The sequence below is a fragment of the Mesorhizobium sp. M0621 genome (assembly GCF_040320745.1).
Lineage (GTDB): Bacteria > Pseudomonadota > Alphaproteobacteria > Rhizobiales > Rhizobiaceae > Mesorhizobium.
Map to the genome: position 1 here is coordinate 97,174 of NZ_JAMYQF010000010.1, position 23,326 is coordinate 120,499.

Below are 23,326 nucleotides of genomic sequence, written 5' to 3' on the forward strand. Positions count from 1 at the left end.
GGAATGATAACAGGACTTTGACAAGATGACGACCGGCCAAAGCCAAACTCATGCTCGCCGGGCCGACTTGTCAGCACGCGACAGAAACCGTTTCAAGCTCAAACCGGCCAATAAAATGTATGGCGGCATGGCGAGCGAATAGTGACCACAGTTTAATTTCAAAATATTTGGCCTAGCTCCGGCGTCCTTCAGCCTCTGCATGAACCTCTCCGATAGCTCTGGCAACACCACTTTGTCTCTCTTAGCCAACACGACATGAAGATCGAGATCAGGCCGCGCCAAACTATGTGCGTAATTCTCCAAGTTAAGTGGACCCCAGGCCCTTCTGAGATCGGTCAGCTCAATCTCAGGCTCAAGGCTATCACGTATCAATCGTGTCGCGCGACCCGTCCAAACCATATCCGCTAGACTCCCGGCCGTCAGAAACAACGAGGCTTTTGACACAGCCGAGTCGTGCGCCGCGACCATCCCCGCAACCCAGGAGCCTAAGCTCATACCGAGAACCGAAATCTCTCGATAGCCTTCGATCTTCAACAAACGTATGAGTTTTCGCCCATCCAACACTGCCTGCCTTACAGATTGGATCGTTCGACCGAGATTAGGGCTAAGCATATAGTCGGCGTGCACGGAGCCGGGACGGCTGCGTTCGAAGTGATAAGGCATAGCAATCTCGACAACCGTGATGCCACGCTGCGAGAAAAAATTGGCAATCTGACGATTCCGGGAGCTTGCATTCCAATGGTGAAAAATCACCAACGCCTGATCGAACGACCGGCTTTCTGTGATTTTCGCCGAGACGACATTGTTCTGTTCGATATCAGTAGAAATGTCCGATGGAAATTTGAGCCACCCATCTAGCCTTTCAAACCCCTGATCACTCACATTCGGGTCATCGAAAAAGGCTGGATCAGCTACGGCCTGGTCCGCAAGGGCACAGAATTCCTCGATACTTTTTATCTTCTTCGCACCTGGAAAGGCGCGTTCCGCGTCAAGGGCGAAATCGGTTGGTTTCTTCCCTTCCTCACCGCGTCGCGCCCGCCGCTCATCCCAACGATCAAGCCAACTATGATACACTCTGATTGTTTCCTAACTTACTCGCTTGCCCTCGCCCCAACCCTGGATCAAACAGGCCGTATATTGCGAACAGCACTCCAAGGCCCAGAAGGATCGAAAAGCCAGAAAATGCATCGATCAGCAAATAGCTAGCCACGAGTAACGCTACGATCACTGACATCCTCCACAAATACATACAAAACCGACGCTCGACACCTAAACGGATGGAGCCGTACAGAAATACAAAACAGGTCGAAATAGCGATAAGAAGGCTACTGTAATGGGTCGGCCTACGGTAGATGATCCCGGCGCTCACATCATTGCGCTCATAAAAGGCGGAAGACATATCGCCGACCAACCAAGACACAATATTCTCTCCACGCGATGTCAGGTAAGCACTCTGGAGCTTCATGACTATGGCGATCAGAAGCCCCAAAACAGTACACCGAAAAATCGCACGCATAACCCTGAGGCTGGCTTCATGGAGCTCGTGTTGATAATACACCTCCGGCCGATTACTCGCTGCTTCTCCAATTCTCCAAAGATCATGGATCACCGTATAAAGCAAAATGAGGCCTACGAAGAACAGATAAAAACAGAGGCACATATACAGGTAAGCGAGCCCCGTGAAAACGATTGCTTCCGGCACCGATATAACCTCAGGGCGCACAATCGCTAACGAGCCCCAATCCGTCGCATAGTTGCCACCACCTTTGAGCAACGGGATTAAAGACACGCCGATCCACTGAAAAAGACCGGCGAACACCACACAAATCAAAAAAACCGCCCAATATGAATACGAAGAAGCTTGTACGGTGCGAGCCCAGGCATCATCGCTTTTCATCTTGTCGCCCTGCGCTACAAGCTTTGGGCGGCCTTCGTCTTTCCAAAAGGTCACCAGCTCGGTCACGAAGGCAAAAAACAGTGGCAAAAATACCATGAAGACGAATGTCCAATTCGCCGTCCAAAGAAACCCAACCTGCTTGACGACGCCATCCGCCCGGTCATACGTCACGCTGTGAATCCCCGTAAGATACGACAAAAACCCAAGAGCGGTGACGCCCGCAAACACCGACGTCGGTAAATTCAGGGGAGATCCGCGACTAAAAAACGCCTCCGATTTCCTCGCCAAACTAAAACGCCGGCTCGGCCCCTTGGGGTCAGTATCCAGTGTCAGCTCTACCGGGGAGTCTGTCTCGTCATCGAAGGGCGCAGTCGGTGCCGTATCTGGAATCTCCTGTGCAACGCTGCTTCCGGCCCTCCTCCATTCTCGTCTCTTGGCCGATAACCGCGATTGCGCCTCACTAAGCTCAATCTGCCATTCGCTAGTTGCGACCGGATCATCGCATCCAAAAATCCTGGCCAGCCAACGAATGTTGGCAATGCTAATTCCCTTCTCGTTCTCTTGAAACCAAAGCTGCACCGTTCGCAGATCGACCCCAACCCGGTTGGAATCAATCAGTGAAATCGCCTCTGCAAGGAGCTCGGGCGTCCATGGGCCAGCAGGAAACCCGTCTTGGGCCAACAGTCGACCCGCACCCGCCGCCGCCAGTCGTTTGAATAATTCTTTGAAATCACTCCCGTCTCTCGGCGGAGGGAGAAATAACTTTCCGTTCCTAAACAACAACTTATAGGCTCTAGTTTCGTTCCGTTTCGCTAGGCTTCGTATCCTATCGTGCCTTCGTCCTCAATCAACGTTTTTATCAACTCGATTTTGGCCGGCACGGGAGAAGATCGGATGACGGGTGACCCGCTGGAGAGGCTGAACACGGTTGCTGCGTGGGAGATGTTTCGCAAACCGCCGGCCAAGGGCAATTTCGACTACAATCTGAAACGTTTGTCTGGTGGCAGGGTAGTGTGACCGCATGAGCGAAAAGTAGCGGTAGCCAGGGCTTCGGGAGCCCGAGAAGCAGAGGATGAACCCATCCCTATTTTTCTCGCCTCCCCAGGTATCATTTACGAATTGTCATGCGCGTGGAGCCGGTCGATGCCCATTCAAGTGGTCTGTAACAACGGAGTGATGGAAGAGCCCGATGGGGTCGCGAATCTGCTCGCGGCGCATCGTCATGCAGTCGCCATGGTTGAACGTCTCGGCAAGCGATGGCTGAGGGCCGAAGGGCCGGACGCGACTCTGATCGGCCGGCGATTGGATTCGGTCATGGCGGAGGAGGCTATCGCGCGTCGGCGCGCCGCCGCTGCGCCGGTGGCCGATGTCGTTGAGATGAAAATGAAGGCAGCTTATTTCCGGCGGTTGTTGGGGAACGACTGGTGCGAGGTTGATGTCGACGATTTTCGCGCGTTGCTCGGTTCTTTTGCGAAACTGCAGTCCTAGGAGAAGAGCGCTGAAATCCATGAGGCCACGGTATTCCAGGCCGCATAGATTCCTGCCGGCACCAAGATGATCGCGATGAGAGCGACAGCATCGCCGATGGCGCCGTCAGTGCGTCCTTCCACGGGATAGTAATATCTGTGCGCATCATCGTCGTGCTTCATTGTTGTCTCTCCGAACGCTTGTTTAGCAGCAGCTGCACAGGATGCTGAAACGTCGTGCCCCACAAACCCGCACGTTTCATCTTAGCGTTGATTTCCGCGACGAGGTAGTTCTCATTGACGGCTTTGCCCTTTGCTGTCGTTGCGGCAAACGCATATCCGGTCGCTATGAGCGCGGTGCCAACGTCAATTGTTTCGCCATTGAGCTGCGCACCGCACACGACAAAAACCGCCTTGTCCAGGGCGTGGCCGATTGGCTGGCACGTAACCGCCGCGCTGTCGAACAGCGCTGCCAGATGCGCCAGCGAGGTGTTCCCGCAATCGATTTTGTTCCCATTTGGCTCTTCGGCTGATGTGCCTCGAAGACATGACTGGACGCCATAGAGGCGGAAAAGGTGATCTCCGTCACGCCATGTATCTCCAGTCAGCAGTTGAGCTGATTTCGATACCGCGAGGGGCACGGCAGACTCCGATGCATCCTGGGCCTGTGCCGATGCACACAACCGAAATGCGGCCAGCACTGCGAAGCTCGCCCGCTTCATTCCTGGAACTGTCCACCGAGTTCGGCGGAATGCTCGAGATCCGGGCGCAGCGACTTGCCGTCCTTGTTGCGTCCGATCGCCGCCATGTCGAAAAAAACCATTTCGTCGTCGTCGTAGGCGACGTTGTACGGGTCGTTTGCGTTACCCGCACCCACGAGCGAGAAGCACGAGACAGCGTCGGGTTCACCCTTCCTGCTTTGCAGCACGAGTGTTTTGCAAAGCACGACGGATGCACGATCGTTGTAGATCGCCTCTTCGTAGTCCTGCGCGGCTTTCGTGCAGTCCCACTGCTGCGTCTTGTACGCAATCTTCGGTTTTGGGCAGGCGGCAAGGCCGCGCAGCCGGTACGTCACGCCGTTGACGACGCGCTCGGTCGCCGACGGCACTTTAACTGGCCCGATGAGAGCGGCCGCGTCGCGCTGAAAGAGCGCGCCTTTCCCATCGTAGCGTTCATAGACGAACACCTTTTCGCCCGGCTTCGCAAACTGGAGCAGATAGTGCTCCGACGGCTGTGCGAAGGCGCTCGGGGCGTCGGCGCCAGCAGCATAAGCCAGGGTGCCCTGGAGCAGCAAGACCGTGCAAAGGGCCGTCTGTTTCATCGAAATCCGTCCTTGTGATCGATATCGTGTTGACACTTTACTAGGGCTGCGTGTAGCCATAGTAAAGTGTTAAATTTTGGCGACAGTATGAACACTCGATCCGCTCTTCTGCTCACGCTCTTTGGCGCCACGTTGCCGTTGCAAGCGCACGGCCGGGACCTGGCATCAGACCGCGTGGCAATCGCCTTTGCAACGCCGGCGCAAGGTCTTGCCGCGGCCGGGGCGCAAAGGCCGGGGGAGTGTAAGACCGTAAATCGGACCGAGGTCTCCCGACTTGTGCGTTCAATCGCGCAAGAGGAAGGCTTCGACGCCGATCTGGCCGAGACAATTGCATGGGCCGAAAGCGATCTCGGCTCCAGTCAGGGTCCCTCAAAAGCCGGAGCCCTGGGAATCATGCAGCTGATGCCAGGCACGGCGGCCGATCTAGGGGTCAGCGACCGTTGCGATACACAGGCAAATGTCCGGGCTGGCCTTCGCTACCTGAAGTCACTCTATGACGAATTCGGGGATCCGCTGTTAATGCTGGCGGCATACAACTCCGGGCCCAACAGCGTCTACGAGGCGCAGGGCATTCCGGTGAATCCGGAGACGGCGGAATACATCGTGAAAATACTGAACCGCTGGAAGTTCGGCGGTGTGGTGAAGAAGTCCGCCCTGACCAAATCCGAGACGCTCGCGGCCGCTCCGCCAGCAAGCGAGGACGCTTGGCAGGATGGTCATGTCATGGATCTCGGCAACTGAAAGGAGCCAAGGGTGGAATACAGGAAAGCGGGCAAATTTGCCCTGAAACTGGCCTTGGCCTCGGCGGTCGGAATAGCTCTCGCGCCAGCCACTGCGTATGCCCAGTCGGCGGCGCCAGTCGAAAACGTGCTGGAGTGGTTCGTCGGAGTTCTGCAGGGCAACATCGCGCGCTCATTCGCCATCATCGCGGTCTGTTTTCTCGGCTTCCTCGCCATGACGGGCCGGCTGGCGTGGATGATGGCTTTTTCCATCATCATTGGCATCGCTCTCATCTTCGGCGCTGCCCAACTGGTGGATGCGGTTCGCGCGACCGCTGGAGGCAGCTGAGACATGGACGACGAGGAAGTCTATGTCGAGCCGGTCAGCCTGCCACTGACACGCCCCCCGATGAAATGGGGGGTGCGATATGAGGTTTTTGCCCTGAACGGCATCCTGGCGGTGATCGGTTTTATCGCCACGAGCAGCTTCATGCTCGGCCTTGGCGTGTTCGGCGTAGTGCATCTGGTCAGCGCATATCTGTGCCAGCGCGACCCCTACATGTTTCATATTTTCGAGCGGCGCGTCTCCAAACGCGGAGCGGTGGCGAACCTTACTTTCTGGGGGGCGAGGAGCTATTCGCCATGAGCCTCGATGCCGACCTGAAATTTGGCCGTGAGCGCCGCCGCGAAAAGCCCGCGGCGATGCACATCCCTTACCTTCGCCATGCCGATGACAATCTGATCGTGACGAAGAGCGGCTTTCTTGTCGGCGTCATCCAGCTTAGTGGCCTGCCGTTCCAGACGATGGACCAGGCCGAGCTGAACAGCCGAATGTTCAACCGCAACACGACGTTCCGCAATCTCTCGACGTCTCGCTTTGCGGTCTACACGACGATCATCCGCCGCCACGTGACGCCTGAGATCGAAGGCGACTTTGACAATCCTTTCGTGGCCGAGCTCGACGCCCGCTACATGGATGAGCTTGGGGCGAAAAACCTTTTCGTCAACGAGGCGTATCTGACTGTCATACGCCGACCGATGGTCGGCCGCGTCGGCTGGGTGGACAAGGCGCTCAATGCGTTTCGCATAAGTACCGCGGGCGAGGAAACCCGCGAAGAGGCGATGGCCGAATTGCGTGACGTTCTCGACGGCGTCGTCAAGGATTTCACGGCTTATGGTGCGCGTCTTCTCGGCGTCGTAAAACGCCGCGAAAGCTTCTTTTCCGAGCCGGCGGAATTCTTGGCGAAGATCCTCGCCGGCGGCGTCGACGTGGAAATGCCTTTGCCGCGCATGAGCCTTGGCGATGTGCTGGCGACACGACAGCTGTTTTTCGGCAAATCCGCGCTGGAACTTCGCGGGCCGGACGCAGGCAAGCTCGGCGCCATGGTGTCGATCAAGGAATACCCACCGTTCACAGCTCCGGGCTCATTGGACGGTCTCTTGCGCCTGCCACATGAGTTTGTCCTGACGCAGAGTTTCGCGATCGAGGACCGTGTAACGGCGATGCGCAGGATCAACACCATCGCCAACCAGGTCGAGGGTTCAGACGAGGCGGGCACGACGGTCGAGGACTCCGTCCACGACGGCGCCGACAAGCTGGCCGGCGGCGAAGTGGTCTTCGGGCAACATCACATGAGCGTCATGGCCTTGGCGCCGGACATGACCGGGCTCAACCGTGCGCTATCCGACATCACGGCCGAGCTTTCGCGGATGTCGATCGTGCCGGTTCGCGAGACACTGAACACGGAACTGGCCTTCTGGGCGCAATTGCCGGGAAATTTCAGCTACATCGCGCGACGTGCGTTGATCTCGTCGCTTAACTTCGCCGGCCTTTTCTCCGGACACAATTTCCCCACCGGCCAACGTGAGCGGCTGCACTGGAAACGGCCCATCGCTTTGCTCGAAACGACCAGCCAGACGGCATACTATTTCAATTTCCACGTTCACGATGTCGGGCACTTCACGGTGTTCGGCCCGACCGGATCGGGCAAGACCGTGGTGCTGTCGTTCCTGATGGCGCAGGCCATGCGCATCATGCCGCGGCCGCGATGTGTTTATTTTGACTATATGCGCGGTGCTGAAATTTTCGTTCGGGCGCTCGGCGGTCGCTACGAGGTGATGGAACCTTCCCAGCCGACCGGGTTCGCGCCAGTGCAGCTTGATGACACGGCAGAAAACCGTTCTTTCCTGGAAGATTTGCTCCTCTACATTCTGACCCCGGAAGGCGGCACGCTTGATGTGGCGGAGATGCGCGTCATCAACGCCGCCGTCGACATGATCTACAAGATCCCGCGCGAACAGCGCACCTTCGACCTGCTACCCGAAGTGCTGCGCGGCTCGCTCATGCCCGGCATGAACGATCTGGCCGCACGGATACAGCCCTGGCTCGACCCGAAGGACAAAGGCTGGCTTTTCAACAATCCCGTCGATCTCATCGATTTTTCGAAGCCGGTTGTCGGGTTCGATATGACCAAGATCCTGAGTGACCGAAAGCTGCGTTCGGCGGCGTTGCTCTACATCTTCCACCGTCTTGAAGAAGTCATTGATGGCTCGCCGATCATGCTCTTCCTCGATGAAGGCTGGAAGCTGCTGGACGACGAGGTTTTCGCCGCTTTCATCAACGAGACACTGAAGACCATTCGTCGCCGCAACGGCGTGGTGGGCTTCGGCACGCAGACAGCGGAAGACGTCGTCAATTCCTCCATCTCGTCGTCACTGATCGAGCAAACGAAGACCAACATTTTCTTCCCCAACCCGAAGGCGAGCAAAGAATCCTACATGGAGCGCTTCTCGCTGACAGCGAAGGAATTCGAGTTCGTGCGCCGAACCGCGAAGGAGACGCGCACCTTCCTCGTCAAGCACGACAGCGACTCGATCGTGGCCAAGCTCGATTTGTCGGCGATGCCCGATCTCATCAAGGTCCTGTCCTCGAACGAAGCCAACAGCAAGGAATGCGCACGGCTCCGGGAGACCTTCGGCGACGAGCCAGAGATGTGGCTGCCATACTTCTGCGGATGGGAGAACGAGCATGACGAAGCGGCTTAGCAGCGCTTGTCTGGTCATGGCTCTCGCTACGGCGGAAAGCATGAACGTGGCGGTCGCTCAGATCGCGGTGATCGACGGGCCGAACCTCGACAAGCGGCAAGAGGACGAGCAGCACAGCACGAAGTCGGATGAGGCCAAGAAGGACGAAACCGACAAGAAGAAAAGCGTCGTCTGCACCTATTCGAACAAATACCGCTCACAGATGTTTCGCCGGTCGCCTGCCGAAGCGTTGCAGCGCGACGCGGGCAACGTGAAGATGATCCGCTATTATTCGCAAAAATACGGCGTGCCCGAAGGCCTAGCACTGTCCGTCGCCTATCAGGAATCGCGCTTCGACACATGCGCCGGGAGCCACACCGGCGTCAAAGGCGTCATGCAGCTGACCAAGGGCACCGGCAAGTCCATGGGACTGGACCGCGACGTGAACGAGCAAAATGTCGAAGGCGGCGTCAAATACCTCGGAATGGGCGTGAAGCAATGCGGGGCGACGAACTACAGCTGTCTCGCCTCCTTCTACAACGGATCGAACGCAGGCGAGCAGAACCAATGGGCCGGCGGCGTCGGCCGCTGGAACAGCTACTTCAACGACTATGTGTCGAGCGGCAAGGCTCCGGCCGCCGCGCCGCCGCCATTCTCGATCGTAACGGCCGACGGCGCAGGCGGCACGGCTCAGGACGCGGCCATGGGCACGGTGAGGAAGGCGGCTGGCGGCCTTGATGCAAGCTCATCGCAGATCGGCGCCAACGGCGCAGCAATCGACGCGCTGGCGGGCAACGTTGGCCAGGTGACCGAATACAAGGACGCCTGGGAGCTGAACTCGTCGGCTCGTGGGATCAACGCCGATGTCACCAACCAGTACCTCGCCCAGGCGGGGGATTTTACGACGTTGCTGGCCCAACTTCTATCGTTGCAGAATGTTCAGGCATCGCAGTCGTCCAAGCTGGTGCAACAGCCGAAGAGCGGCTCTCCAAACCCGTTCTCTTGTGATCCCGCGGAATTGGAGCGGTTGAGGATCGATCGCGGCCGGTGGCTACCATGCGCACTTGAGAACGCGGGGGCAAGCTCGGCCGACAGCCGCTCGATGATCATCACCAGTGATCCTGCCGGCGCTGCCAGCGTGATCAATTCTCTACAGCAATAGGAGGCTGACATGAAAAAATTCGCGATTGCTGCCAGTCTGGCGCTTTGGGCAAGCACGGCCCACGCACAGATTGCCGTCATTGATGGCGCCAATCTCGATGTCGCCCGCAAGAATGCGGACAACACCAACTCCATCATGGATTCGAACAAGGATATCCTGAAAAAGAGCGAGGAGATCCTGCAGGCTCTCAGCGGCAGTCGTGACGGTTCGCTCGGGATCGGGCAGATGGGCCTTGGCGGCAATATGTCGATTGCCCAGGCGCCGTCGTTCGGATCGATCCTGAACGGCGGGGCTCTTTCGTTTGGCGGCCTGTCGCCCGAAATCCAGAAAATCGCCGGCGCGGTCATCAATGGGCTCCAGCTGGTGAAGCAGCTCCAGCAGATTGCCGGCAAGGAGACGAGCGCCGTCAACACCGCCTATGGCGGCAGCGTCAATGTGGCCTCGCTGCTAAGCGCATTGACCTCGCAGGCTTCGCAGGGCGTTACCCAGCGCCAACAGTCTCTGCAGTCAGCGAGCGGCCAGATCGGGCAGTCGCAGGACGTCAAGGGTTCGGTGGACCAGAACACGCGAATGCAGCTGGAAAACGCGCGTGCGGTCAACGAACTGATCGGCGTCCAGAACGGCGCGGTCGCGGCCCTGAATGAGAAGCTGAAGGGAGATCTTCTTCGCCAGAGCCAGGTGCAGAAGATGATGACACCGCGCACCGTCAATCCGTTCGCGGAATTCGGCAAGAGCGGGGGCTGAACGCTTGTCGGGGCGAGTCCTGCGCATATGCGTTGTGATTGGGCTCGGCGCAGGGCTTTTTGGATGCGCAAATCGCGAACTGAAAGCTCCGTGCGGGCCTTTGGCGTATGCCCACGCCGACGAATGCGGCGCGCTAAAGCCGGTCAATTCAACGCCGTTCGCCAGCATCATTGATGAGGATCCATGAACGGTCTCGCCGCAAGCATCCTCGGTGGCATTGACAACATCGGCGAGGACTTCGTTCGCACCGTCTATATGCAGTTGGGTAATGCGATGGGCAACGTCTTCACCCTCATGCTGACCCTCTATATCTTGTGGTGGGGCTATTCGATCCTGAGCGGGCGTGAGTCGATTTCGCCAATCGAAGCGGCCTATCGCCTCGGCCGCGCCGTCATCATCTATCTGCTGCTGACCGGATGGGGCACATTTTCTGCGACGATCTATCAGCTCGTGCAAAGCATTCCCGACGAGGTCGGAAAGGTGATCGTCGGCGCCGTGTCGCGAGCCACAGGCAATCAGCTCAGCGACCAGGCTGCAATTCCAGCGCTGATCGACAACCTCTACCAAGGGGCCCAGGACGTCGCCAATCAGGTCTACAGCGGATCCTTCTACGACATTTTTGGTGCGCTCTTGTCGCTGCTCGTTCTGCTGTCTGCCATCATCTTCGCAGCGCTTGCCATTGCCGCGATCATCGCCGCCAAGGTGATGTTGTTCATCACGCTGGCCTTGGCGCCGATATGGATCATTCTTTGGCTTTACCGATGGTCCTCGCGCATGAGCGAAGGCTTCCTTTCGCTGACCACCTTCCTGATGATCCAGCAAGTCCTGATCTACGGCTTTCTCGGTTTCTACTTCTCGCTCGTCAATGCGGCGCTGAACACCGCGACGTCCGGCGGAGCGACCATGGACAGCAAAATGTCGCTGGTGTTGCCCTTGGTGCTGGTGACGATCATCGGCATCTACGTTCTCATGCAGATACCCTCGATTGCTTCGATCCTGAATGGCGGCGGGTATCTCAGCACCATGGGCGCTCGCTACTCATATGGGACGTTCGGCAGGAATGCCGTGCGCTACTCCGGCGCGCGATGGGCCGCAGGCCGCGCCGCTCGGGGCGCCCGGCAGCTCGCGACAAACAGTTTTCGATCTTCGCGAGCAGCCAGGGCGGATGCCACAACCCGGACCGCTATCCAGCAAGGTGCGCGCGATAACTCCAGGCCTCTGGCCTAGAACAAGAATGATCACCGATAGCGGCCCTTGGATCGGGATCGTCGCGCAAACGAGGCAATAGTAAGTGTCAATCTCAATGGAAACACCTGCCAGCAGCAGCCGCGAACTCGTGGACAAGCGCTACTACAGGGCCGGCGCGACCTGGGAAGACGACACGCACAGGTCAATGCGCCGATCGCGCACATTGGCCTGGATCGTCAGCGGCATTTCGGGACTGGTTGCGGTGCTGTCGCTGCTGGCGCTCGTGCTGATACTGCCGCTCCGGCAGTTCGAACCATATGTTGTCGAGGTCGACAAATCGACGGGCTACCTCGAGATCATGCGCGCGCTGAAGCCTGGAGATTTGTCGCAGAACGAGGCCGTCACGGCCGCCAATCTGGTGCGCTACATCAGGGCCCGCGAAACCTACGACTCCCGTGAACTGAAACAGAATTACGACCTGGCACAGCTCTATTCCACCGATGCCGCGTCCAAGGATTTGACGTGGCATTATACGCCTGCAAACCCGCAATCGCTGGACAAGATTTTTGGCCGCAATGTCACTGTCTCGGTCGAGATCAAATCGGTTTCCCTGCTCAATCGCAACACAGCCTCGGTGCGCTTTGCCACGACGACGCGGCGGGACAATTCGTCGACCGCCGACAATTGGGTGGCGGTGATAAAATTCCGCTACACCTCGACGCCGCTCAAGAACGAATGGCGTTTCGACAACCCGCTTGGATTTCAGGTTACGGATTATCGCCGCGACCAGGAATCGGCGCCGGCCGCTGGGAGCCTGCAATGAGATGGCGCGTAAGCCTCGCCCTGCCGGCCGCCCTTCTGCTCGGCACAATGCACGGCGCGGCCGCACGCGACGGCCGCATCCGATATGTCACCTTCAACAACGACGACGTGACGTCGGTGCGCGCCGCTCTTGGCATTTCCACGATGGTCGAGCTCAGCCCGACCGAAGTCATCGAAACCGTGTCGGCTGGCGACACGAAAGGCTGGTCGATCATCCCCAAACGCGGATCGCGATTTCTGTTCGTCAAGCCGCTGGAGCGCGATGCGTGGACCAACGTCAACGTGGTCACCAACCGGCGCGTCTATTCCCTGCTGCTGCAGGCGACTGACAATAGCCGTGACCGGGCATCCTTCCAGGTCCGGTTCAAATACCCGGACGAGGATATCAACGCGCGCCTGCTCTCACAGGCCAAGGAGAGCGCCGCCGATCCGGATTTGAAGGATCTGAATTATGCCGATCTCAATTACGACTACGCCTACAAGGGCGACGATAGCCTGAAGCCGCGCACCGTATTCGACGACGGCACCAAGGTGTTTCTGGAGTTCAAGGGCGACATTCCGGCGATCTTCGTTGTCGACGACAAGCGTCAGGAGTCGCTGGTCAACGTTCGCACGCAGGGCAAATACACCGTCATCGACAAGGTCGCACGGCAATTCACCTTGCGGGCCGATGGCAAGACGCTCTGCCTCTACAACCGGGCGCGACCCAACGCGATCGATCCCGTCGAGCAAGTGTACGGTCCAACGAAACTGACAGGCGGTTCCACCCTGTTCGGATCCAGCGGAGGGCGGTGATGACCCAGATCGATTATAACCAACTGGACGGCAGCCCGAAGGTCGCGCGCCGTGGTGCGGGCGTGGGTACCAGGATCGCCTTGGTCAGCCTCGGCGTGCTGCTGGTAGGCGCGCTGATATGGCTGAACTGGCCCAGGGAGCCTGTATCGCGCGACGTTCGCAGCGATGGCGAGGAAAACTTCAACCCGCCCGAGTTCCGCCCGCCGGCGTTGAACGAACCGCCGCAACCTGCCGACGGCACGATCGACCAGATCGTGGTGCCGCCACCGGCCGCCGACCAGGGTGGCACGCAACAGGCTGACAATGTCGATCAGACGGTGCAGGAGGGCTCGGACCTTGACGCGCAGCGGCGAGCGCTGGAGGCCCAAATGGCTGCCGAGGAGGCTCGCCGCAAGGCCGAGGCGGAAGAAGCCCGTCGCAAGGCCGCGGCTGAGGACGAGGCTCGCCGCAAGGCTGAAGCCGCCGAGCACGAAAAAGCGGTGTGGGAACGCCTGCGGTCGAACCAGATGGTGACGAATGATCAAACCGGCTCGACGGATGCCGGCGCCCAGGCGGCACAGGTCGAAATCGCGCCCGACGGTCAGATCATCCCGGTCCCCGGCGCCGACAGTGACCCCAACAAGGCATTCCTGGCGCAGTCTGAGGCAAGTTCCTCCGGCATCGTCAAAGCCAGGGTTTTTCGACGCACCGATGCGTTGATCCCAGAGGGAACGATCATTCGCGGCTATTTGGAAACCGCTGTTAACACCGACCTTCCCGGCGCCGTGCGCGCAGTCGTGCGTGAGGATGTCTTCTCGCTCGACGGCAGGCGGATCCTCATTCCGAAGGGCTCGCGCCTGACCGGAGAATACCGCTCGGGGCTTGCGCGCGGTCAAAAGCGTGTTTTCATCGTCTGGAGCAGGGTAATCCGCTCGGACGGCATTTCCGTCGATATCAAGTCGCCTGGTGCAGATGCGCTCGGCCGCGGCGGCATGGGCGGCCGTGTCGATACGCATTGGGTTGAACGTTACGGCAACGCCATCATGCTTTCCATTGTTGGCGGTGTCTCTGAATATCTGTCCTCGCTTGGCGATAGCGGCCAGAACGGACAACAGCGCCAGGTGTCGACGGTCGATCCCGTGACCGGTGAGACCACGACCGTAACTTATGGCGGCAATGGCTCGCAGCGCGACGCCCGCGGCATCGCCTTCGACAAATCATCGACCGCCCTGCAGCAACTCGCGCAAGAGGCGTTTCGTGACACGCAGAACATTGGCCCGACAGTCTATGTCGACCAGGGCACATCGATTGTCGTGCTGGTGCGGCGGGATCTCGATTTCGCGGATTTGTATGCTGATCCCATCCAGGAAGAAGTGGCCCGCCTGAAGGCAGGTGGGCGACCGAAGACGACGATTGATCCGACGCCTCTTTACGCGACGCCAAAGGATCATTTCTATCCCGACTATGGGAGCCCGGTGAGATGAATGCGGTGCATCCCCTCCCCGACCCTTGGGCGAGAGCCCCGGTCCTGCGCGCTCATCTGGAACCGATATGGTCCTATTTGAACGAAGACTCGGTTTCCGAGATTGCGATCAACAGGCCGGGTGAATTGTTCATCGAACGCCTCGGTGCAAAGGAAATGGAGCACGTCCTCAAGCGCGAGGTCACGCCGGGCTGGATACGCAACATCTCGACGGGCGTCGCCTCGGCGACCAATCAGGTCATCAACGAGGAAAAGCCGGTCCTGTCGGCCGCTCTACCCTCGGGCGAGCGCATCCAATGCATCTTGCCCCCCGCGGCTCCCGAAGGCGGCGCGATTTCGATCCGCAAGCAGGTCATCATGGATATGAGCCTTGATGCCTACAAGAATCTCGGCGCATTCGAGAACACGGCGATGGGCAGCGGACTTGCGCTGTCGGCCGAAGAAAAGCGACTTGTCGAAATGCTGCACGACACGTCGCCGATGGAGTTCCTTCAGGATGCAGTGCGCAACCGCGTCTCGATCGTCGTTTCTGGCGGTACGTCGACGGGCAAGACCACGTTCTTGAATGCACTCTTGAAGGAGATCCCGGCTCATGAACGGATCATCACGATCGAAGATACCCGCGAACTGAGGCTGCCGGCTCCCAACAACGTCACCCTGATAGCCTCGAAGGGCGACCAGGGCCTTGCCAAGGTCTCCGCGCAACAGCTGCTCGAAGCCTCGCTTCGCATGCGGCCCGACCGTCTGCTGTTGGGCGAGTTGCGCGGCGCTGAAACCTTCGCGTTCCTCCAGGCGATCAACACCGGCCACCCGGGTTCGCTCACCACCGTTCACGCCAATTCCGCCCGGTCCGCCTACGAGCGCCTGGCGTTGATGGTCATGCAGGGCAGCTCGGGCCTCGCACGAAGCGAAATCCTCGACTACCTGCGCGAGGTCATTCCGGTGGTCGTGCAGATGGTCCGCACCGAAGGCGGACGGCGTGGCGTCAGCGAGATCAAGTTCACCAAGGCGGAGACGATTTAGCGAGCCCACCCATGCAGAAAATCGCAACAGCAATTTTCACGGTACTCATGGCGATGGCCATGGGCGCCCTGCTCTTCACGGTCGCCTATACCGCCACTGATTGGTACCGGACTGGCTCCCACGTCCTGTTCGACCAGCTGAACGCCGATCCCTTGCCGGTCTTTCGTCAGGCCTGGGCGGACGCGATGGCAAGGGATCTTGGCCGGGTACAATACGCCGTTCCAGCGGGAGCATTAGGGTTTCTTGCGCCCCTGGTCGGCCTGTTTCTCATGCGCCCGAGAAAGCGCAATGACTCTCGCTTCATGACTATGAGCGACGTATCAAAAACCGGCCTGACGAAAGTTGGCGGCGTCTTCGTCGGTCGAGCCGGCGGCAGGCTTACCGAAATCCTGTCGCCCGGCCGCGATCAGCGCTCCGGCAAGATCCGCCTGATGCAGCGCAAGCTGATCGGCGGCAAGAAATTGTGGATTGATGGCGATGATGTCGGCGGCTTCGTCATAGGGCCGCCGCGCTCCGGTAAAGGCACGTCACTCATCATCCCGAACGCGTTGACCTGGCCGCATTCGCTCGTGGTTCTCGACCTGCGAGGCGAGACCTATGCGGCGACTGCCGGTTATCGTTCAACCATCAGCCGTGTGGTGCGCTTCGCGCCGGCTGACCCGGGCGGCAATAACGCCTGCTACAATCCGATGGACTTCATCTCGCTGGATTCTGCACAGCGCGACATCGACCTTCGCAATATCGCTGCGGCGCTGTTTCCGCGCCCCCCGTCCAACGCGGATCCCTATTGGGTTAACGACGCCCGCCTCCTTTTTACCGGCATCGCGTCCTTCGTCATGGAATCGCCTGCGATCCCGAACGAGAAGAAGACCTTCGCCACGATCCTTGAGATCATGAACGGTGCCGAGCAGCCGCTCCTCGAATTCATCGGCTCGCTGCGCGAGGAACGCCGCCGCGAATGCTCGCATTTTACGCTGCAAACCCTGCTGCCATATTTCGAGATGTCTGAGCGGCAGTTTTCCGGGATCTACGCCGGCGTCCGGACCGGCATGGCCCCCTTTCTCAACGAGCGCCTGATGCGAGCTACCTCGCGCAGCACGTTCGATATTCGCAACCTCAAGCGTGACCGGATTTCTCTTTATCTCGACGTGCGGCGTGAGCAGATCACGTCGCTTGGACCGCTGTTCAATGTCCTGATTACGCAGATGATGAACTTCATGTCGGAAAGCCTGCCGCAGCCGGGCGAGCATCCAGTGCTTGTGCTGCTCGACGAGTTCCAGAACCTCGGCAAGCTCGAGAACGTGACCGAAATGGCGAGCGTACTCGGCGGCAACGGCGTTTCCATGTGGTTTTTCGTGCAGTCGCTGAAGGCTGTGGACGAGATTTATCGCCAGGAAGGGCGCAAGACGCTCATCAACGCTGCTCGCGTGCAGATCTTTTTTGGTGCGCAGGATGCGGACGATCTGCGCTACGTTTCCGAGCAGCTCGGCGAAACGTCGGACGTGCAAAAGGACGTGACGCGCACCAAGGCAACGTTGTTCGACACTTATTACACGCGCTCGGAGCACCGCAAGGAAGTGCGGCGGCCCCTGATGCGGCCAGATGAAATCCGCACCCTCGACAAGAACAAGGTCATCATATTGCCGCGTGGGGAACTGCCGATCCTCGGCACGCGCAATTTCTATTTCGCCGACGGCCAGCTCGCCAAACGCGCGTTCATGCCCCTACCCGCCTCTACCGACGTTTCGCGGACGAAAAGCCCTGCCGCGGACTCCTCTGCGGCGGTTCCATCTCCTGTGCTCCTGACGATTGTGCCGACAGCACCCGCGTATCGCTCAGGCCTCTTGCAGGCCCGCCTGCGGCGCGGCGCGACATTTGCCGCAAAAGCAGGCCGTATAGCTCCGTCGCCGGGCCGGCGCGCAATCGTAAAAGAAAGGCTGAAAGCAACAGACGCTGCAGACGTACCAGCCTATGCCGCAATAGATTTTTCCGCTTTGGCGGCCAAAGCAGTGACAGCACGCATAGCGCCCGACAAAGAAGCGGCGGTAGCGGCGATCCTGAACAAGGTGCGGTCTCTGCGCGCCAACGCATCCGATATCGAGGCTTTCGATAGGAATTTGAGCGTCGTCGAAGATACGTTGCCTGATGTAGTCGATGGGTAGGCTAGCATTCCAATGCGGCGGAGAGGTCATTTGTCTACCGTGACCTTGTCCACACGTCATGGCGGCGGAGGAAATTGCGGCGCGCTTCGGGCAGTGCAAGGCTCAATCAAGAAGATCACACGGCGCGAAAACGTCGACGATACTGGGCCTCGACAGGCGTTTCAGGGACCCACCCCGTCAAGTTCAATCGCAAATCCCGCATCGACCGCGCTTCGCGCAATGACATCGCCAAGTTCCCAATCCGTGAGTTCGCAGAGCGGAAGCATTCTCCTCACGTTCCGGCTAACCTCGGATATCGAAATGCTCGGACTGCCGATGTTGTCGATCAGGTGGCGGACAATCGCTTGGCGAACGTCCGATAAGGTAGGCGTCTGCGCGAGCGCAGGCATCACCGGCCCTATGAATGGAGCCGTGGTTCTGCGGCCACGGCTGTTTTTAAGTCGAACGCGACGGGCACACCGTGAATAATGGATGCTGCCGCCACCAACTCCTCCAGGTCGCGGTCGGTAGCCCTGCATGCCGGCATGAGTGTTCGGATGGCGCGGATTGCCTGCGCGATGGAGAGAAAACGGGCCTTGCCTCGGGAGAGGACGTAGGCTTCAGCGGCGCTTTCAACTGTGACGGTGTGAAAACTCCTGGTCATCGAGAAAACCTCCCTAAAACCCTCAACGCGATTTACGGCAGGAATTCCGTAGCCTGCAAGGGTCTGTCTGATTCCGAACAATCAGGCGGAGGCAAGGCCGAAGTGACTTTGCTCCTCCTCGCCGTAAGCACCGTGCGTGAGTTTTATCATTCCAACGCGATCGACAATTGTGATCTCGCCGCGTTTGGCGTGAACGAGCCCCCGATATTCAAGCATTTGGAGGGCGATGGTAACGCCAGGGCGCCGGGCACCAAGCATCGTCGCCAGAAATTCATGCGTCAGGTAGATCTTGTTTCCATCGGTGCGGTCTTGGACCATCAGTAGCCAGCGGGCCAGCCGCTCTTCGATTTTCGAATGACCGTTGACCAATGCGGTCCGGGACGACTGGACGAGGAACGCGTGGGCATAGCGAAGCAGTGACTCGCGAAGGGATTGGCTTGCCGCAATCGCAGAGCGAAGACTTCCAACGGGGAGGGTCCAACCATTGCTGGCAACCTGGATATAGGTTTCATTGGGAGAACTGTCCTGGCCGAGAATGACAGCAATCCCTGTCATGCCGTCATGGCCGATAAGGCCGACTTCGCTTTGCCGCCCCCCGGTCAAGGTGGCGACCACCGAAGCAATACCCATCTCCGGGAAATACACATGCTCGATGGGCCGATGTGCGACCTCCAGCCACGTTTTGATCCCGAGTTCGACCTGACGCAGCGATGGCTGCAAAAGGGCAAAGTCCTCAGACGAGAGGGTTTTCAACACATGATTTCGAAGAAGGGACTGTGGCATGGCTCTCTCCCTGACGGGCAAGAGCATGTCTCCCTCTTACGGTCGGCTGCATCCGAAGCGCTGGCGGCCGATGAGCGAGCATAGGCTTCAAATGCGCGATTAGCAAAGGATCCGTCGCTGGCGAAAAGCTGCGGAAAGTCTGCTCCCTCGACGGAGGCCAACCGGGCTTCTAAAGCCGATGGCACAAAGCGGATACGCTGTGGCGGCATTTGAGGGCACGTTCCTGCGCTTGATTATTGCCAGTGAGCTGTGCGCGCAAATTGGGGACATGAAGGGCCGGACCCAGGAATCACGGCCTCAGGCCGAGGCGCCAATCAAGCGGGTCGGCAAATCATCGCGAAAAGCTCAATACGGCCGGCAACGAAACTAAAGAAGTAGTCGCGCGTTGGACGCGAAACGCTATTCGTCTCTGAGTATGGTTTAGGTCAGGGTGGTCAAGCCAACGTCGCGCAAGGCAATCAATGGGTCGAGCGCTAGTCGAGCGAAGTCGCCCGCTCGCGACGAGGTCACTTTAGCGCCGCCTGCTTTCCGGCCGCTCCAGCTCGCAACGCTCGTGGACAGGGTCCCTGCCGGCGATCGTTGGATCCATGAGATGAAATACGACGGCTATCGTATTCTCGTTGCCGTCGGCGGCGGCGAAGCGCGAGCCTACACACGATCTGGTCTGGATTGGTCTAGCCGCTTTCCCTCGATCCTCTCTGAGGCTTGCAAGCTCAAGGTGCGCTCCGCCCTGATTGACGGGGAGGCTGTGGTTGTCGATGCGGAAGGAAGATCTAACTTCCAGGCGCTTCAGAAGGCATTGAAGGCTGCCCCGACGACTATCGACTTTTATGCGTTCGATCTGCTGCAGCTCGACGGGGACGATCTGACAAGGCTTTCTCTTCTTGAGCGCAAGGCGAAGCTGGAGGCGATCTTGCCCGCGAAAAATCCGGTCCTTCGTTACTCCGACCATATCCTCGGTCGCGGAGAAGAGCTGCTCGATCGCTTCTGCGCAGCCGGCCTTGAGGGCGTCATCTCAAAGCTCGCGGATTCGAGTTATGTGGCGGCCCGCGGCGCAAGCTGGCTGAAGATCAAATGCATCAGGCGGCAGGAGTTTGTGATTGTCGGCTGGACGCCGTCCGACAAGGTCCGCGCGTTTCGGTCCTTGATCCTTGGCGTTCATGACGGCGGCAAGCTGCGTTACGCCGGGAAAGTCGGCACCGGCTTCGATACCGCTGAACTTCTTCGTCTCTTGAAGATCATGGCGCCGCTTGAGCAGAAGGCCGCAACCGTCGACGCACCACGCGCCGAAGTGCGCGGCGCACACTGGCTCCGTCCGAAACTGGTCGCTGAGATTGCGTTCACCGAAATGACAAATGAAGGGACGTTGCGACATCCGAGCTATCTTGGTCTCCGCGAAGACAAGAAGCCGGAGGCGGTCGTGCTCGAGACGGAACGTCATGCAAGCGACCTCGCGGCATCTGCGACGACCGCCATCGCGATAAGCAACCGTGACCGCGTCATCTATCCGGAGTCCAACATCACCAAGGGACAGCTCGCCGACCATTACGCAGCGGTCGCGGCGATCATGCTTCCTTGGGTTGGCAGTCGGCCGATCAGCCTGGTTCGATGCCCACAGGGCCGCGCGAAGAAGTGCTTCTTCCAAAAACACGACGCCGGAAGCTTTGGCGACAAAGTTCACCACGTCGGCATCACGGAGAAGGACGGGCACGAGGAACCATATCTCTATGTCGACGATGCCGACGGATTGATGACTTGCGTCCAGATGGGAACGATTGAGCTGCATGGATGGGGGGCTCGGATCGAGGATGTCGAAAAGGCCGACCGCCTCGTATTCGACCTCGACCCAGATGAAGGCCTGGATTTTGAGGCTGTCCGCGCGGCTGCCTTTCAGTTCCGCTCTATCCTTAAATCGCTGGGGCTTACGACTTTCCCGATGCTGACGGGGGGCAAAGGAGTGCACGTCATCGCGCCGCTCACCCCTGGCGCCGAGTGGCCGGAGGTGAAGGACTTCGCGTTTCGCCTGGCGCAAGCGGTCGCCCAGAGCGATCCGGCCCATTTCACGGCCGTGTTGTCAAAGGCGCGCCGCAAGGGTCGCATCTTTGTGGACTATCTACGCAATCAGCGCGGGGCGACTGCGATCATGCCCTACAGCGCAAGATCACGTCCGGGTGCTCCTGTCGCCGCACCGATCACGTGGGCGGAGATGAAGACAATAGATGCGCCCTCTCATTTCCACGTGGGCGATGCTCCTGAATTAAAGAAGCGCGCAGCCTCCAAAGCTCTGGCGGGATGGGGTCGCGCTGACCAATCCTTGCCCAATCTGTAGCGCGCGACGCAGAAGAGCCAGCAAAGCCGGGATTCAAAGGGCAACGCGGCGCTCATGGCCTTGCCTGATTGGAACCTGCGGAGATCGGCGTCGTTTGGCTGAAGCCATGGCAAAAATCGATCCGAGGACCGCCGCCAGTCTTTTGAGGGAATACGCGCAACGATCGTCCATGCGCGACGACAATCCGTATCGCACAAAAGCTTACATGCGCGCGGCAGACAGTCTGACGGCGCTGTCGCAGCCGCTTGATCGCATCATCGCCGCCGGCGCCCTCACTAAGATCCCGGGGATCGGTGACGCGATCGCAGACATCGTGACCAAGCTCTACCAAACCGGCACGCACCCAAGTCTTGAGAAGCTGCGCGAGGATGTTCCAGCGGGCGTGCTGGAGCTGTTTGCCATACCTGGGCTTCGTCCTGATAAGATACTGAAGCTTCATCAGGCGCTCGGCGTGAACTCGCTGGCGGAGCTCGAGGCCGCAGCAAGAGAAGACCGCATACGCCCAGTGAAAGGCCTCGGCGCCGCGCTTCAGGCAAAAGTCCTGCAGAACTTGGCCATCGTGCGAAGCGGCGAAACACAACTTCACCTGCACAAGGCCGCCGCGCTTCTCGAACATGCGGTCATATCGGTGAAGCAAGAGCATCCCGAGTTTTCGCGCGTCGAAATTGCAGGTGACTTCCGGCGCGGTTGCGAGCTCGTTTCCGACTTCGCCCTGGTAGCGCAGGGCAGAAAGTCGACTGGAACCGAGGATACGACCCTCAGGCTTGTTGTTACTGACAGGAAGCACTTTGGGGCGAGCCTGCTCGAAGCAACCGGTTCGGCAGACCATCTCGAGCAACTGAAGACGTTCGCGGCCAATAAGGGGATCACCCTAAACGCCGACGGGCTTCATCGCGGGAGAAAACTGATCGCGTCAGCGACAGAAGAAGAAATCTACCAAGCTCTGGACTTGCAGTTTATCGAGCCGGAATTGCGCGAAGGCAGGAACGAGATTGAGCGAGCCGCAAAGCGGAAGCTACCCGTTCTCGTTCGGGATGAAGATCTGCATGGCATCCTGCATTCTCACACGACCGCATCCGATGGCACCGAAACGCTTGAGGCAATGGCTGAAGCCACTCGGAAGCGCGGATTCGAATACTATGGTGTCGCCGATCATTCGCAGTCCGCTCACTACGCAGGCGGCCTTTCGTTGCAGGAGATTGCCGAACAGCACCGCGAAGCTGACCGGCTGAACAAGGCATACAATGGAAAATTTCGCATTTTGAAGGGCATCGAGGCGGACATCCTGGCGGATGGCTCGCTCGATTACCCAAATGATATCTTGGAGACGTTCGATTTCGTCGTCGCGAGCGTGCACAGCCGCTTCAAGTTGCCCAAGAAGGAACAGACGGAGCGTATCATCGAGGCGGTCGGAAATCCTCGGACGACAATCATCGGGCACATGACCGGCCGCCAGCTGTTGCGCCGGCCCGGTTATGATCTCGACGTCGACAAAGTCCTCAAAGCGTGTGCGAAACATGGTGTCGCTGTCGAAATCAACGCACATCCGTGGCGACTCGACCTCGACTGGCGCTGGCATCAAAAGGCACTCGATCAGGGCTGCATCTTCAGCATCAATCCGGACGCTCATTCGATCCGCGAGCTCGACCACATGCATTGGGGTGTCGAGATGGCGCGCAAGGGCGGTGTCCCTGCGAAGCGGGTCCTGAACGCGATGCGTTTGGTGGCCCTCCTTGCGCATCTCGCACGGCGCAGGCAAACGTCTTAAACTGCTTGTGCGCCCGGC

The 23,326-nt window shown here is 59.0% G+C and carries 23 protein-coding genes; 16 read left to right on the top strand and 7 right to left on the bottom strand.

The genetic code is table 11. The features are described from left to right. Positions 1-48: 48 nt before the first annotated feature. Complete coding sequence (locus NKI38_RS09970; RefSeq protein ID WP_352656900.1) at positions 49-1,074, bottom strand: RcgR family putative quorum lactone hydrolase; 1,026 nt, start codon at positions 1,072-1,074, stop codon at positions 49-51. Continuing rightward, positions 1,064-2,677 carry an RcgA family putative transporter gene (locus NKI38_RS09975; protein WP_352656998.1) on the bottom strand — a complete coding sequence of 538 codons (1,614 nt, stop codon included), beginning with the start codon at positions 2,675-2,677 and terminating at the stop codon, positions 1,064-1,066. The genes NKI38_RS09970 and NKI38_RS09975 overlap by 11 nt, the downstream gene beginning before the upstream one ends. Positions 2,678-2,791: 114 nt before the next feature. Between NKI38_RS09975 and NKI38_RS09980 the strand changes: the two genes are divergently transcribed. Together NKI38_RS09980 and NKI38_RS09985 are read left to right on the top strand one after the other, a co-directional pair. Further along, complete coding sequence (locus NKI38_RS09980) at positions 2,792-2,914, top strand: hypothetical protein (protein WP_023774995.1); 123 nt, start codon at positions 2,792-2,794, stop codon at positions 2,912-2,914. 126 nt (positions 2,915-3,040) lie between these two features. After that, positions 3,041-3,385, top strand: coding sequence for a hypothetical protein (locus tag NKI38_RS09985; protein WP_352442700.1), 345 nt, complete (start codon positions 3,041-3,043; stop codon positions 3,383-3,385). Here the strand turns inward: NKI38_RS09985 and NKI38_RS09990 are convergent. From NKI38_RS09990 to NKI38_RS10000, 3 genes are read right to left on the bottom strand one after another with little or no spacing between them, the layout of a single operon-like run. Next, the gene (locus NKI38_RS09990) at positions 3,382-3,546 is read right to left on the bottom strand and encodes a hypothetical protein (protein ID WP_023774993.1); all 165 of its coding nucleotides are present in this window, start codon (positions 3,544-3,546) and stop codon (positions 3,382-3,384) included. The two genes, NKI38_RS09985 and NKI38_RS09990, sit on opposite strands and share 4 nt — an antisense overlap. Beyond that, complete coding sequence (locus NKI38_RS09995; protein ID WP_352656903.1) at positions 3,543-4,085, bottom strand: thermonuclease family protein; 543 nt, start codon at positions 4,083-4,085, stop codon at positions 3,543-3,545. Before NKI38_RS09995 ends, NKI38_RS09990 begins: the two co-directional genes overlap by 4 nt. After that, positions 4,082-4,684, bottom strand: coding sequence for a hypothetical protein (locus tag NKI38_RS10000; RefSeq protein ID WP_352656906.1), 603 nt, complete (start codon positions 4,682-4,684; stop codon positions 4,082-4,084). Before NKI38_RS10000 ends, NKI38_RS09995 begins: the two co-directional genes overlap by 4 nt. 87 nt (positions 4,685-4,771) lie before the next feature. Between NKI38_RS10000 and NKI38_RS10005 the strand changes: the two genes are divergently transcribed. From NKI38_RS10005 to NKI38_RS10060, 12 genes are all read left to right on the top strand, one after another. After that, a complete protein-coding gene (locus NKI38_RS10005) occupies positions 4,772-5,425 on the top strand; it encodes a lytic transglycosylase domain-containing protein (RefSeq protein WP_352656909.1) in 654 nt (217 codons plus the stop codon). A 12-nt stretch (positions 5,426-5,437) separates the two neighbouring features. Beyond that, positions 5,438-5,752, top strand: coding sequence for a TrbC/VirB2 family type IV secretion system protein (locus tag NKI38_RS10010; protein WP_023720448.1), 315 nt, complete (start codon positions 5,438-5,440; stop codon positions 5,750-5,752). 3 nt (positions 5,753-5,755) lie between these two features. Beyond that, entirely contained in the window at positions 5,756-6,049 is a 294-nt protein-coding gene (locus tag NKI38_RS10015; protein WP_023720449.1) for a VirB3 family type IV secretion system protein, read from the top strand. Then, a complete protein-coding gene (locus tag NKI38_RS10020; RefSeq protein ID WP_352656911.1) occupies positions 6,046-8,448 on the top strand; it encodes a VirB4 family type IV secretion/conjugal transfer ATPase in 2,403 nt (800 codons plus the stop codon). Before NKI38_RS10015 ends, NKI38_RS10020 begins: the two co-directional genes overlap by 4 nt. Next, entirely contained in the window at positions 8,432-9,589 is a 1,158-nt protein-coding gene (locus NKI38_RS10025) for a transglycosylase SLT domain-containing protein (RefSeq protein ID WP_352656914.1), read from the top strand. The genes NKI38_RS10020 and NKI38_RS10025 overlap by 17 nt, the downstream gene beginning before the upstream one ends. A gap of 9 nt (positions 9,590-9,598) precedes the next feature. After that, positions 9,599-10,333 (top strand): type IV secretion system protein, encoded by a 735-nt coding sequence (locus NKI38_RS10030; protein ID WP_023785080.1) that lies wholly within the window; start codon positions 9,599-9,601, stop codon positions 10,331-10,333. 183 nt (positions 10,334-10,516) lie between these two features. After that, complete coding sequence (locus NKI38_RS10035; protein ID WP_352656917.1) at positions 10,517-11,560, top strand: TrbL/VirB6 family protein; 1,044 nt, start codon at positions 10,517-10,519, stop codon at positions 11,558-11,560. A gap of 76 nt (positions 11,561-11,636) precedes the next feature. After that, on the top strand, positions 11,637-12,344 hold the full coding sequence (locus tag NKI38_RS10040) for a VirB8 family type IV secretion system protein (RefSeq protein ID WP_352656919.1): 708 nt from the start codon (positions 11,637-11,639) through the stop codon (positions 12,342-12,344). After that, the gene (locus tag NKI38_RS10045) at positions 12,341-13,138 is read left to right on the top strand and encodes a TrbG/VirB9 family P-type conjugative transfer protein (protein WP_352656921.1); all 798 of its coding nucleotides are present in this window, start codon (positions 12,341-12,343) and stop codon (positions 13,136-13,138) included. The genes NKI38_RS10040 and NKI38_RS10045 overlap by 4 nt, the downstream gene beginning before the upstream one ends. Next, positions 13,138-14,601 (top strand): type IV secretion system protein VirB10, encoded by a 1,464-nt coding sequence (gene virB10 / locus NKI38_RS10050; protein WP_352656923.1) that lies wholly within the window; start codon positions 13,138-13,140, stop codon positions 14,599-14,601. The genes NKI38_RS10045 and virB10 overlap by 1 nt, the downstream gene beginning before the upstream one ends. After that, the gene (virB11, locus tag NKI38_RS10055; protein WP_502899282.1) at positions 14,598-15,623 is read left to right on the top strand and encodes a P-type DNA transfer ATPase VirB11; all 1,026 of its coding nucleotides are present in this window, start codon (positions 14,598-14,600) and stop codon (positions 15,621-15,623) included. The genes virB10 and virB11 overlap by 4 nt, the downstream gene beginning before the upstream one ends. 11 nt (positions 15,624-15,634) lie before the next feature. Further along, positions 15,635-17,785: a type IV secretory system conjugative DNA transfer family protein gene (locus tag NKI38_RS10060; RefSeq protein ID WP_352656926.1), complete on the top strand. Its 2,151-nt coding sequence runs from the start codon at positions 15,635-15,637 to the stop codon at positions 17,783-17,785. A 397-nt stretch (positions 17,786-18,182) separates the two neighbouring features. Here NKI38_RS10060 and NKI38_RS10065 read toward each other — a convergent pair whose 3' ends face one another. Both NKI38_RS10065 and NKI38_RS10070 read right to left on the bottom strand, forming a co-directional pair. Beyond that, on the bottom strand, positions 18,183-18,428 hold the full coding sequence (locus NKI38_RS10065; protein WP_352656929.1) for a hypothetical protein: 246 nt from the start codon (positions 18,426-18,428) through the stop codon (positions 18,183-18,185). A gap of 81 nt (positions 18,429-18,509) precedes the next feature. After that, on the bottom strand, positions 18,510-19,211 hold the full coding sequence (locus NKI38_RS10070) for a Crp/Fnr family transcriptional regulator (RefSeq protein ID WP_352656931.1): 702 nt from the start codon (positions 19,209-19,211) through the stop codon (positions 18,510-18,512). Positions 19,212-19,641: 430 nt separating this feature from the next. Here NKI38_RS10070 and ligD point away from each other — a divergent pair, with 430 nt between their 5' ends. Next, positions 19,642-21,540: a DNA ligase D gene (gene ligD / locus NKI38_RS10075; RefSeq protein WP_352656933.1), complete on the top strand. Its 1,899-nt coding sequence runs from the start codon at positions 19,642-19,644 to the stop codon at positions 21,538-21,540. A 106-nt stretch (positions 21,541-21,646) separates the two neighbouring features. Next, on the top strand, positions 21,647-23,308 hold the full coding sequence (locus NKI38_RS10080; RefSeq protein WP_352657000.1) for a DNA polymerase/3'-5' exonuclease PolX: 1,662 nt from the start codon (positions 21,647-21,649) through the stop codon (positions 23,306-23,308). Positions 23,309-23,326: the final 18 nt, after the last annotated feature.